Origin of the sequence: Cryobacterium levicorallinum, from assembly GCF_004402405.1 — a bacterium.
GTDB classification, from domain to species: domain Bacteria; phylum Actinomycetota; class Actinomycetes; order Actinomycetales; family Microbacteriaceae; genus Cryobacterium; species Cryobacterium levicorallinum.
Map to the genome: position 1 here is coordinate 388,053 of NZ_SOFE01000014.1, position 11,514 is coordinate 399,566.

The 11,514-nt window shown below is 65.4% G+C and carries 12 protein-coding genes; 4 read left to right on the forward strand and 8 right to left on the reverse strand.

Annotated elements, in window-relative coordinates; translation table 11 throughout:
* Positions 1-7 precede the first annotated feature (7 nt).
* On the forward strand, positions 8-1,504 hold the full coding sequence (pepD, locus tag E3O11_RS09095) for a beta-Ala-His dipeptidase (protein ID WP_092448164.1): 1,497 nt from the start codon (positions 8-10) through the stop codon (positions 1,502-1,504).
* A 30-nt stretch (positions 1,505-1,534) separates the two neighbouring features.
* Here the strand turns inward: pepD and E3O11_RS09100 are convergent, their stop codons facing one another.
* The 3 genes from E3O11_RS09100 to trhO all read right to left on the reverse strand — a co-directional run bounded on the left by E3O11_RS09100 (position 1,535) and on the right by trhO (position 4,257).
* Positions 1,535-2,371, reverse strand: coding sequence for an ABC transporter permease (locus E3O11_RS09100; protein ID WP_092448165.1), 837 nt, complete (start codon positions 2,369-2,371; stop codon positions 1,535-1,537).
* Positions 2,368-3,270 carry an ATP-binding cassette domain-containing protein gene (locus E3O11_RS09105; RefSeq protein ID WP_092448166.1) on the reverse strand — a complete coding sequence of 301 codons (903 nt, stop codon included), beginning with the start codon at positions 3,268-3,270 and terminating at the stop codon, positions 2,368-2,370. Before E3O11_RS09105 ends, E3O11_RS09100 begins: the two co-directional genes overlap by 4 nt.
* Before the next feature lie 81 nt (positions 3,271-3,351).
* Positions 3,352-4,257 carry an oxygen-dependent tRNA uridine(34) hydroxylase TrhO gene (gene trhO / locus E3O11_RS09110; RefSeq protein ID WP_092448167.1) on the reverse strand — a complete coding sequence of 302 codons (906 nt, stop codon included), beginning with the start codon at positions 4,255-4,257 and terminating at the stop codon, positions 3,352-3,354.
* Between the two features lie 56 nt (positions 4,258-4,313).
* Here trhO and E3O11_RS09115 point away from each other — a divergent pair, with 56 nt between their 5' ends.
* Both E3O11_RS09115 and E3O11_RS09120 read left to right on the forward strand, forming a co-directional pair.
* On the forward strand, positions 4,314-4,838 hold the full coding sequence (locus E3O11_RS09115; RefSeq protein ID WP_233195026.1) for a YbhB/YbcL family Raf kinase inhibitor-like protein: 525 nt from the start codon (positions 4,314-4,316) through the stop codon (positions 4,836-4,838).
* 74 nt (positions 4,839-4,912) lie between these two features.
* The gene (locus tag E3O11_RS09120; protein WP_233195022.1) at positions 4,913-6,025 is read left to right on the forward strand and encodes an alpha/beta hydrolase; all 1,113 of its coding nucleotides are present in this window, start codon (positions 4,913-4,915) and stop codon (positions 6,023-6,025) included.
* Here E3O11_RS09120 and E3O11_RS09125 read toward each other — a convergent pair.
* The gene (locus tag E3O11_RS09125; RefSeq protein ID WP_092448168.1) at positions 6,022-6,660 is read right to left on the reverse strand and encodes a LysE family translocator; all 639 of its coding nucleotides are present in this window, start codon (positions 6,658-6,660) and stop codon (positions 6,022-6,024) included. The two genes, E3O11_RS09120 and E3O11_RS09125, sit on opposite strands and share 4 nt — an antisense overlap.
* Between E3O11_RS09125 and E3O11_RS09130 the strand changes: the two genes are divergently transcribed.
* Positions 6,659-7,327 carry an acyl-CoA thioesterase gene (locus E3O11_RS09130; RefSeq protein ID WP_307725688.1) on the forward strand — a complete coding sequence of 223 codons (669 nt, stop codon included), beginning with the start codon at positions 6,659-6,661 and terminating at the stop codon, positions 7,325-7,327. The two genes, E3O11_RS09125 and E3O11_RS09130, sit on opposite strands and share 2 nt — an antisense overlap.
* 682 nt (positions 7,328-8,009) lie before the next feature.
* Here E3O11_RS09130 and E3O11_RS09135 read toward each other — a convergent pair.
* The 4 genes from E3O11_RS09135 to E3O11_RS17605 all read right to left on the reverse strand — a co-directional run.
* Positions 8,010-9,026, reverse strand: coding sequence for a MetQ/NlpA family ABC transporter substrate-binding protein (locus E3O11_RS09135; protein WP_241994682.1), 1,017 nt, complete (start codon positions 9,024-9,026; stop codon positions 8,010-8,012).
* A 37-nt stretch (positions 9,027-9,063) separates the two neighbouring features.
* Positions 9,064-9,831: a methionine ABC transporter permease gene (locus E3O11_RS09140; RefSeq protein ID WP_092448170.1), complete on the reverse strand. Its 768-nt coding sequence runs from the start codon at positions 9,829-9,831 to the stop codon at positions 9,064-9,066.
* Positions 9,828-10,976 carry a methionine ABC transporter ATP-binding protein gene (locus tag E3O11_RS09145; RefSeq protein WP_092448171.1) on the reverse strand — a complete coding sequence of 383 codons (1,149 nt, stop codon included), beginning with the start codon at positions 10,974-10,976 and terminating at the stop codon, positions 9,828-9,830. The genes E3O11_RS09140 and E3O11_RS09145 overlap by 4 nt, the downstream gene beginning before the upstream one ends.
* A 304-nt stretch (positions 10,977-11,280) precedes the next feature.
* On the reverse strand, positions 11,281-11,514 hold a 234-nt coding region (locus E3O11_RS17605; protein WP_166787542.1), incomplete at its 5' end, for an HNH endonuclease signature motif containing protein.

The window sequence follows — 11,514 nt, forward strand, 5'->3', positions numbered from 1 at the left end:
AACACACATGCCCACTGTGGACATCATGGAAGCGACCAACTCTGGCGTGCTTAAAGACCTCGAGCCCCGCGAGGTTTTCCGATTCTTCGAGGTGCTCACGAGCATCCCGCGAGGCTCGGGTAACGAAGAGCAGGTCGCCAACTGGGTTGTGGATTTCGCGCGCTCGTGTGGACTCGAGGCGACGAAGGATGACCTGCACTGCGTACTCGTGCGCAAGCCCGGTCAGGGCGGCCTTGAGAATGCAGCACCGCTAATCCTGCACGGCCACTTGGATATGGTCTGCGAAAAGGCAGAGGGGGTCGAGTTCGACTTCGTGAAACAACCGCTGAGCCTCCTCGTCGACGGCGAGTACATCTCGGCGGCTGGAACCTCTCTGGGCGCGGACAACGGAATCGGAGTGTCCTACATACTTGCGTTGCTTGAATCAAAGGACATCCCTCATCCGCCGCTGGAGGCAGTCCTCACCGCCATGGAGGAAAAGGGCAAGGTGGGGGCCGGACAATTCAACGTCGGGCAACTTGTTGGGCGCCGCATGATCGATTTTAACTGGATCACGGACGAGGAGATCCTCGCGGGGTGCAGCGGCGACGTGACGTTCACCGTTGATGTCCCCGGTGAGTTTGAGCCAGTGCCTGTTGACTTGACCAGTGCGCGCTCGCTTGAGGTGCGCGGGCTCAACGGCGGTCACTGCGAATTCGACATTCAGCTGGAGCGGGCGAACGCTCTGCAGGTGCTGGCTCGTGCGGTCCACAAATTGGCGGGTGCGCACGAATTGCGCATTAGCAACCCGTTCGGAGGTGCCCAGAACAGTGCGATCCCGGCCGACGCATCCGCTGTCATCGTCTTCGGAGACGCAGACACTGATTCGATCGAGGCGCTCATTGCCCAGCTAGACGGCGAGCTCAAGAGAGAGTACGAGCTTTCTGACCCTGCTATTCGCGTCGAGCTCAAGAGTGCAATACGCCCCGATAGTGCATTTTCACGCGGCGCAGGGCTGCGGCTCATGTCCATTTTGCGCCTCATTCCTCATGGGGTGATCAGTTGGAACCTTCACGTTCCCGGTCGCGTAGAGACGTCGAACAACCTCGGAACGGTGCGGCCGACTCCTGAAGGTGCGCGCGTGATGTCGACGGTCACGTCTGCCCTCACCTCCCGGAAGCACGAGTTGGTCGAGCGAATACAGGCGCTCGTCGCGCTCGCCGCCGGTGGGGTCGTGTTCGAACTCTACGGCCTCGACGCTGCAGAGTTCCCGTATCGTCCTGACTCGGAGCTGCTCGCAGCGGCATCCGAGGCCTATCGTGACGTGCTCGGCAAAGAACCCAACATTGAGGTGTCACAGTGCTCACTCGAGCTGGGCATGTTCAGCAAGCGGGTGCCGGTAGCCGACATCATCTCGATCGGCACTGAGCTTCAAGCCCTGCATTCGTCAGCGGAGCGGGTGAACCACAAGTCCGTGGAGCGCGTCTGGCCGTTGATTAAGAGTGTCGTGTCGCGACTGGGATAGGCACGCGCCGGTAGCGCCGTGGGGCTGCAGCTAGCTGACGTCCTTCTTCCAGCTCACGGCGTACCCGATGACGGTGGCCACGAGCGCGTAGCCGAGCAGCACGAGGCCGCCCTGCCACCAGTCCAGGGGCGCTGCGCCGGCCGGGTTCATAACCGTGAAGATGCTCGCGCCGACCAGGGCGTCGGAGGCGGCACCGGGTAGAAAGTTGCCGATCTTCGCGGTGACCTCGAGAAAAGAGGCCGCGAGCCGCAGCAGAGGTTCGACGAACTGGGTGAAGGCGAGCACGATCACGATCGAGGCGACCTGATTGGGCACGAGCACGCCGAGACCGACGCCGATCGCGGCCCACAGGGCCATGGCGAGCACCGAACGAGCTACCAGGAGCCAGGTCTCCGAATCGAGTAGCAGCGCATCCACACCGAAAGCACTCATGACGCCGCCGCCGATACCAACGGATGCCGCCAGCGCGATGAGACCGAATGCCGCGCCGACCAAGAGGAGTGTGACCGTCTTGGCGCCGAGCACGACCCCGCGGCGTGGTATCGCCAGAAACGTCGGGGTCAGCGTCTGGTGGCGAAACTCGCCGGTCGTCGCGAGGGCACCGATCAGCACCGGAAAGACGTAGCCGACCGACGATGCGAAGCTATAGATGATGGGTGGGAGACTCCCGAAACCGCTCAGCGCGCCGCCGCCGGTATTTACAGTATCGGGGCTGATCACACCGGACTGAAGCCCGGAGAACAGAGCGGCGAGGCCGCCGGCCAGCAGCCCGATGTAGCCAAACAGTACGAGGGCGAGTATCCACCAGAGGCGAGTGGTGAAAATCTTGGCGAATTCGGCCGCAATGGACCGCAGGAACGAAGTCATAGTGAGTGGCCTCCGCCGACGAGGGCGAGAAACGAGTCTTCCAGGCCGGCTTTCTGCCGATGCAGCACGCTCAGTTCGACCCCGGCTTCGAAGGCGAGGTGGCCGAGCAGGGCCGGGTCGCTGGTTGCCGCGATGAGTCCGGTGCGGCCGGTCGTGAAGGTGATGCCGGCCGCCGTGAGTGCGGTGGCGAGGTTCTCGCGGTCGGGAGAATCCACGATCGTCTGGGCCGCGGCATCCGTGTCGAGGCTCGACAAGGGCCCGAGGTGCACGAGCTCGCCGCGGGCGATGATGACGACATCGTCGACGCTCTGCTGCACCTCGGAGAGCAGGTGCGAACTGACCAGAATGGTGCGTCCTTCGGCGGCCATGTCGCGCAAAAACCCCCGAATCCAGCGGATGCCCTCCGGGTCGAGCCCGTTGATCGGCTCGTCGAGAACCAGTACGCCCGGGTCGCCGAGCAGGGCATAGGCGAGGCCGAGGCGCTGACGCATGCCGAGCGAGTAACCGCCGACGCGTTGGGCGGCATGGGCGGCGAGGCCCACCTGGGTGAGCACCTCCAGCACCCGGGTGCGCGGCAGTCCGGCGGCGATGGCGTAGACGCCGAGGTGGTCGCGAGCAGAACGACCCGGGTGAAAACTCGCCGCTTCGAGGGCGGCCCCGACCGTTTTAAGCGGATGCGGCAGGTCGCGATAGCGCACGCCGCCGAAGGTGGCCGTTCCGCTGCTCGCGGCGACCAGCCCGAGCAGAATACGCAGGGAAGTGGTCTTTCCGGCGCCGTTCGGTCCGAGAAAGCCGGTGACCCGGCCGGGTTCGACTGTGAAGGACAGATCGTTGACCGCGGTGACACCGCCAAAGCGTTTGCTGATGTTCGTGAACTCGATGAGCGCGCCGGTAGGCATCCGACTCCCCTCTGTGCTGCTTCAAGAAATAGTGCTCCCAGCCTATTCCCCGTTTGGGTGTTTTCGGCTGCCGACCGGGGATTATTTGGTGAGGGCATGCTGTTCGCAGGTCGGAGCAGCCAGCGCAACGCACTCGGGGCAGACCACGAGTTGCTCCCGGCAGGAGGCGTCCCGGCAGTTGCGCATGTTCGTGGTCGGTGCCGCGCAGACCTGGCAGCTGCCGAGTACGGCAGCCTCTGGGGCGAAGTCGATGGACATCCGCTGGTCGAAGACGTAGAGCGAACCCGACCACAGGCCTTCGTTGCCGAAGGTCTCGCCGTAGCGCACGATGCCACCGTCGAGCTGGTACACCTCGCCGAATCCGCGCGATTTCATGAGACCGCTCAGCACCTCACAACGGATGCCGCCGGTGCAGTAGGTCACGACCGGCTTGCCCTTGAGATGGTCGTATTTACCGCTGTCGAGCTCGGCCACGAACTCGCGGGTATTGGCCACATCCGGCACGACCGCGTCCCGAAAATGGCCGATCTCGGCCTCGAACTTATTGCGCCCGTCGAAGAAGACGACTTCATCGCCCCGCTCGGCGACGAGCATATTGAGCTCGGCCGGTTGCAGCTTGGTTCCGCCGCCGATGACGCCGTTCGCGTCGACGCGCAGTTCGCCGGGGGCTCCGAAGCTCACGATTTCGTCGCGCACCTTGACCACGAGCTTGGGAAAGTCGAGGCTGTGGCCGTGCGAGTCGAGCCCGGTGCCCTCGCTGAACTTGAAATCGATGTTCTTGAACGCCGGGTAGTCGCGGGTCCTGCGAATGTACTTCTTGATCGCCGGCAGGTCGCCGCCGACCGTGCCGTTCAGGCCGTCCTTGGAGATCAGGATGCGCCCGCGCAGGCCGAGCCCGGCGCACAGGTCGCGTTGCCAGAGCCGCACAGCGTCTGGATCGGCCAGGGGAGTGAAGATGTAATAGAGCAGAATCTTCGGAATGGCCATGAGCCCATTTTATTAGGGGCGCGTAGGCTGGCCGCACAACAAATAGGAGGCCCCTCGTGACCGTAGATCCGCTCGCCCGCTTCGGCGAAGTGCCCCAGTTCTCTCTCACGAGCGCCGACATGACCGACGGCGGCCCCCTCGCCGCGCCCCAATACGGTGCCGGTGCCGGGGGAGCGGATGTCTCCCCCCAGCTGGCCTGGACAGGCTTCCCGCCCGAGACCCGGAGTTTCGCCCTGACTGTGTACGACCCCGATGCCCCGACCGGCTCCGGGTTTTGGCACTGGGCGGTAGCGAACCTGCCGGTATCGGTGACCGAGCTGCCCGCCGGAGTCGATGCCCTGCCGTCCGGCTCGCTCGTGTTGCCGAACGAGCAGCGCCTGACCTCCTTCTCCGGTGCCGGACCGCCGCCGGGAACAGGCACCCACCGCTACCAATTCATCGTGCACGCCGTCGACGTTCCCATGCTTGATCTCGACGCGCAGTCGACGCCGGCCGTTCTCGGCTTCAACCTGCACTTTCACACGCTCGCGCGTGCGGTGCTGGAGGCGACCGGGGTCGCGGGCGGGGCATCCGCTGCCTGAGTTGAAACCGGGAGTTTACCCCATATGGGGTAACTCTCAGCGGGGATTCGGGGGAGTCGACATAACCTCAGGTGATGAGTTACACCAGTACCGCATTCGACATCGTTCGTCCCACTCCCTTCGCAGCACACCCCTCGACTTCGGCGGGCACCGCCCGCGCTGACCGCCGCGCACCGGCCTGGCTGCACGGTATCCGTTTGCACGCGGACGGTGTCACCGTTGATCGGTCTACGCATCGGGAGACGGGCATCCGTCGGTTGCCGGTCTGGGCTTGGCGCGCACTCATGTTGCGCCCCGCGACACCGGTGCACAAGTTCAATCTGCACCCGATCGACTCCGTGGAGTACGACCTCGATATCGACTACATCGGCGACGGGCAGAAGATTCACCGGCTCGACGTCCTCGTGCCCAAGCGCACGGATGCCGTAGCGGCGCCCCTGCCGGTCTACGTGTACTTTCACGGTGGCGGCTGGACCTCGGGCGACAAGGATCCGCTGACCAAATATTGCGCAAGCCAGGCCGCTGAGGGCATGATCGTCATCAACGCCAACTACCGCATGGCGACGCGGTTTCAGCTGGGCCACATGATGCAGGACGGCAACGCGGTGCTCGACTGGGTCGCCCGCAATGTCGCGGCCTATGGCGGCGACCCGACGCGCATCGTGCTCGGTGGCGATTCCGCGGGCGGCCACATCGCCGCGCTGCTCACGGCCGCCGCCTATGCGCCCGAACTCGCCGAGCACTACGGCATTCGTCCCCCGGTCACTGCCCGCCATCTGCGCGGTCTGGTGCAGCACTGCAGCATTGCCGACTTTTCGGTGCTGTTCGACCGCGGATTCGTCTTGAGCCTCAATTTCGTGCGGATGCTGCTGCCCGAGCGGGGCCGCGGGCTGCACCTGCGCACAGCTGCCCGGTTCATGTCGCCGATCGAGTGGCTCGACCGGGGCTTTCCGCCGGTGTTCGTCACGACCTCGGAGCGGGACTATTTCTATCGCGCCAACCTTAACTTCATCGAGGCGCTGCGGGCGCGCAAGATCTGGGTGGACACCCTGATTTACGGACGTCGCAGCGTCAACACCAAGCACACCTGGCAGCAGGACGACTCGCATCCGGAATCGCAGGAGGTCTACCGCCGCCTCGGCGCCTTCGTGCGTGCAGTCGCGCCGCGCGCGGTGGTCGCTGTTTAGGACCGTGCGCCGGTCGCGGCGAGCACCCCGCCGAGCCCGATCATGATCACGCCGCCGGCCGAGGAGAGATTCTCGACGCGCTGCGGTGATTTCGCGAACCAGGTCCGCGCCGTGCCGGCCGCGAGAGCCCAGGTGCTGTCGCCGAGCAGGGCAAGCACCACGAAGACCAGCCCAAGCACTGCCAGCTGCAGCGGCACATCGCCAGCCCGATAGTTCACGAACTGCGGCAGTACCGCGATGAAGAACACGAGCGACTTCGGATTGCTGAGCCCCACCACGAACCCCTCGAACACGAGCCGCCACTTGGTTTTACGCGCCACGCGGGCCTCGCTCATCCGGGCCACCTTGTGCCGGTTTCGAATAGCCTGCACCCCGAGATAGATGATGTACGCGGCACCGGCGAACTTCACGATCGTGAACAGCAGCACGGACTGGGTCACGATCGCGCCGAGTCCGAGCGAAACCGCGATGATCACCGGAATCAGACCGAGAGCGTTGCCGAGAACGCTGAGAAAGCCACCGAGGCGTCCGAGAGCGAGCGAACGCCCGATCACAAACAGCACGGTCGGGCCGGGAATGACGATGAGCGCGATCGACGCGAGGGCGAACGTCAGCAGGGTGGGCAGGGAAACCATGTTTGAGCATATCGTGCAGGCAAGCTGGTCTGGAGAGATGGATGCTGGCGCTCACCCACAACGGATTGCTCGCCTGCACCGCGGCCTCGCTAGCATCGGTGTCGTGCATATGTTCTTCAGAACCCTCCTCCATGCCCTGCTGTCGCAGTTCGGCCCCCGGCTCGGTCACTTCGACGTGGCGCGCACCAACTTCGTGACGCTGCCCACCGACCAGGACATTTTGCGGCACATGAACAACGGCGTCTACCTGTCGATCATGGACGTGGCCCGCTTCGACATGCTGCACCGCACCGGCGTCTGGACGATCTTCAAACGGCAAGGCTGGTATCCGGTCGTCGTGTCGGAAACGATCAGTTTTCGCAAGTCGCTCAAGCTCGGCCAGAAGTTCACGGTCGAGTCGCGCATCATCGGGTTCGATGAGAAAGCCGTGTACGTCGAGCAGCGCTTCGTACGACCGGATGCCGATGGCACGCCCGAAATCTACGCCCACGGTCACATTCGTGGTCGCTTTCTCAAGCGCACCGGTGGAATCGTCACGATCGACGAACTGCTCGAGGCCATCGGCGTCGCCCCCGACAACGTGAGCGTGCCCGACTGGCTGCTGGAGTGGGCAGCCACCGCGGCGGTCCCGCCCACGCGCGCTCCCGCCCCCAGCATTTGGAACTAACCGCGCGGATACGGTGACGTCGGGGGAATCCATGCTCGCAACGCTAGGGCGACTTGACTGCGGGGCGCTTGGTCTTTCCATGAAAATCGACCTCTTCGGCTCACGTGCGCCAGGGTGGTTCCGGGCTGGGCGTATTGGCCCGGTGGGTTTGGGCTGGTCGCCAGGTCTGAGACGGGTCCCACAGGACGGGGCCGAGTAGTTGGGGTCGGCCGTGGATCATGCGGATTGTCCAGCCGCTGATATCGATCATGTGGTGGTGGTACCAGCACAATAGGATCCCGTTGTCGATACGTTGCTAATACGACCCCAACCTTGGCCTGTGGCGAGGTATGATGCGCCTTCGGTGCCTAATTCGTTGCCTTCAATCGCCCTACCGGGCTCCCGAGTTACGCTGCTTATTCAAGCTCAGGCGGGCTTTCTGAGCAAATGTGATCCCTTTTCGCTCGCCCATAGCGAACGCTCTTTGTCATTATTCAGGAGGTGGCGAAACGGGTGGCCATCATCATTCAGGATTTGGTGTGGCCCACGAGGCGGATGTTGCTGGTGGGACAGCGCCCCGGCCCTCGAAGGTCATGCTGGCCAGATACTCCTAAATTCTGACGGTCGCACCGCCCAGGAACTCCCGAATGGTGAAAGGGAAAGGGGCCGGGATGCTGGCGGCATCCGATCCCCGCCAGTCGCGCTACTGCTTGTTGAGTGGCAGCAGGATTCCCTTCACCGACGGATCGGTCGCGAGGAACTTCTGCACGGCCGGGTCCTGGAAGGCCGCGACGAGCTTCTTGATGTTGTCGGTGTCGGCGTAGTCGCTGCCGATCGTGAGCTGGCCGGCGAAGTCGTCCGGTGCGGCGGGGGCGAAGATTTGCTGCTCGAGCGGGATCTTTGCGGCGAGGTAGTACTCGGTGTACCCGGCGGCGGCATCGATGTCGGGCAGCGCGCGCGACTGGGCGGCGAAGTCGAGCAGCACGAACTTCAGGTTCTTCGGATTCGACGCGATGTCGTCCTGGGTCGCGGTGCCGGCGGTTGCGCCGTCTTTGAGGGTGATGAGCCCGGCGTTCTCGAGCAGCCATAGCCCCTGTGCCTCGTTGGCGGGGTCGGAGTAGAGCGAGATAGTGGCGCCATCCGGGATATCCTCGACGCTGTCCCACTTCTCGGACCATAGCCCGAAGCCCCACCGGAAGACCGGTGTCGCCGCCGTCTCCCGGAAGTCGGGGTTGGCCTCGAGCACCTGGCTCAGCCAGAGCTTGTGCTGGTAGATCGTGCCAGCGACCTCGCCCTCGCTCACCGCGCGGTTGATCGTGTTGCTGTCGGAGAGTCCCCTGAAGGCGACCGTGACCCCATAGTCGGCGGCCACGTTCTTGGCGACGAACTCGACGAGGGCCTGCTCGGCCGCGTTGCCCTCCGCCGTCGCGATGACGAGCGTGGCGCCCGCGACCTCGTTCGGCGAGACGCTCGGATTGAGCAGCGGGATGCCGATCGCGGCGGCGACCGCGACGACGGCCACCGAGGCGCCGGCGATCCAGGGCCAGCGGCGGCGCGTCTTGAGCTCGAAGCCGTGCGGCTCGTCGGGGTCCTGCGAGGTGGGTTTGGTGATCGTGCCTTGGGACATGGTGTTTCCTTTCGAGGTGCTGGAGTCGTGGTGACGCAGTGGCGTGAACGGGCGGGTGGCAGGGTCGAGCGGATGCCGGGTGGGGAGGCTCATGCCAGGCAAGGGTGGTTCGACGGAAGCGTCCCCGCGCTCAGCGTGGGACGGGCATCGACTTCGCGCGCCTCGGCTGGCGCTCGCGGGCGTGCGGCGTCGCCAGTCGCACGAGCCGGTCTCCGAGCAGCTGCACCGTGGCGACCGTCGCGACGAGGATGATGATCGTCGCGAGCATGACGGTGTTGTCGAAGCGCTGGTAGCCGTAGGTCACCGCCACGTATCCGATGCCGCCGGCGCCGATCGTGCCGGCGATCGCCGAGTACTCGATCATCGCGATCGTGTTGATCGTGAGCCCGCCAATGATCGCGGGCAGCGCCTCGCTCAACTGCGCGGTGCGGACGATCTGCAGAGGCGACGCACCGGACGCCCTCGCGACCCGCACGAGCGTGGGCGGTACGCCACGCAGCGAGTTCTCGACAATGCGGGTGAAGAACGCGATCCCGGCGATCGCCATCGGCACGACGGCCGCGGCGATGCCGATGTTGGTTCCGGTGATGAAGCGCGTGAACGGAACGATCGACGCCATCAGGATGAGGAACGGCAGCGACCGGCCGATGCTGACGATCCAGCTGATCGACTGGTGTAGCGCGGGGTTCTCGACTAGGCCGCCAGGCGCGAGGTTGTGCACGAGCGCGCCAAGCGGCACCCCGACCAGCACGACGATGACCATGACGATGCCGACCATGATGAGGGTGTCGATCAGCGCCGGGAACACGAGCGCCGGGATCTCGGCGATCGGCACGTTGTTGTTCGTCGGAAGGGCCGTGCGGATGCCGGTGGCGAGCACGCTCAGGGCAGCGCTCATGCAACACGCTCCAGTGCGGGCACTGTGGACGAGATCGAGGCCTCCGGGGTTGTGTCGCCTGCCGCAGCCGGGGCGGACGCATCCGCGGACGTCGAACGCCCGCCATCCGAGGACCTCGAAGACTCCTCCGCCGACCGGTCGGCCAGAGCCGCAGCCTCCGGATCCTCGGGCACGGGCCGGGCATCCAGCCCCAGGCGGCGGGCAGTCTCAACAAGCAGGGCCGGTTCGACCGCGCGCACGCCGATGTTCGCGTGCCCGACCGTCTGGCCGGCGACGGTCTCGATCGACGCGCCGAGCACGGAGACCGGGGCGTCGAGCTCGCTGGCCAGCCGTAGAACCCAGTCGGCCGGCACCGCGCCGGAGGTGTAGCTCACGAACCAGTGCGTCTCGCCCAGCTGCGGTGTGGCGTGCGGGCGGGCCGGGCGGAGGGCGCGGCCGAGGGCGGATGCCGGGTCGCGCAGCAAGTCGACGATGCGCCCGGACTCGACGATGTGGCCGTGGTCGAGACGGGCGACGGCGTCCGCAACCTGGAGCACGGTGTCCATCTCGTGGGTGATGAACAGGATGGAGAGGTCGAGGTCGTCACGAAGCTCCTTGAGCAGGGAGACGATGGATGCCGTCGACTCGGGGTCGAGGCCGGATGTCGCCTCGTCGGAGAGCAGCACCTGCGGGCGCAACGCGAGCGCGCGGGCGATACCGACGCGCTGGCGCTGGCCGCCGGAGAGCTGGTGCGGGTAGTGTCCGGCGCGGTCGGAGAGCCCGACGCGGTCGAGCAGTTCGGCGACGCGGCGCTTCGCCTCGGCGGTGGTGACGCCGAGGTATTCGAGCGGTAACGCGACATTCTGGGCGGCCGTGCGACGGCTGTAGAGGCCGTCGGACTGGAAGATCGTTCCGATGCGGCGGCGGGCCGCGCGCAGCTGGCGCTCGCCGAGCTGGGAGAGGTTCTCGCCGTTGACAAGCACCGAACCGGACGTGGGCCGCTCGAGCAGGTTGACGCACTGCGCGAGGGTCGACTTGCCGGCGCCGCTCGGTCCGACGACGGCGAAGATCTCGGCGGCGTCGACGCGGAAGTCGAGCCGGTCGAGGACGACCGTCGCTTTGGCGCCGTGACCGTAGACCTTGGTCAGTTGTTCGATGCTGATCATGGCCGTGAGCCTATTGTCGGCGCGGCGCGGCGCCTAACCGCGGCGAAACAATGTTGCGTCGCGTGACGATGTGTGACGCGAACGACTTCCGCTGGTTGAGCAGGTCTCGGAGCGATCGTCTCGAAATCAGAAGATGCGGCGGGGTTTCGACTCGTGCCAGAGCGCGTTGCTCAACCAGCAGAAAACAGCCCGGGGGTCGTGGTGGTCTCGGTACGAAAAGTTTCCAGCGGCGCTTGGGTTTGCGGCTGGGGTCGATGCTCGCTGGTGGGGCGAACCAGCGCACGTTGTCGACGACCTGCACCCTTCAGCCTCTATGGATCACGTGGTGGTGGCTGGGGCCGGGCAGCGTGCCGTTGTCGATGTTGGTTAGTCCTCCTTCGTGCCAGGGGAGGACGTGGTGGACTTCGGTCCAGCGGGCGGGGATGGTGCAGCCGGGGATGATGCAGCCGCCGTCGCGGGCGGCGATCGCGGCGCGTTGTTTGGCGGTGAAGCAGCGGATTTTGTCGCCGAGGTAGAGCACGTCGCCGTTCTCGCCGAA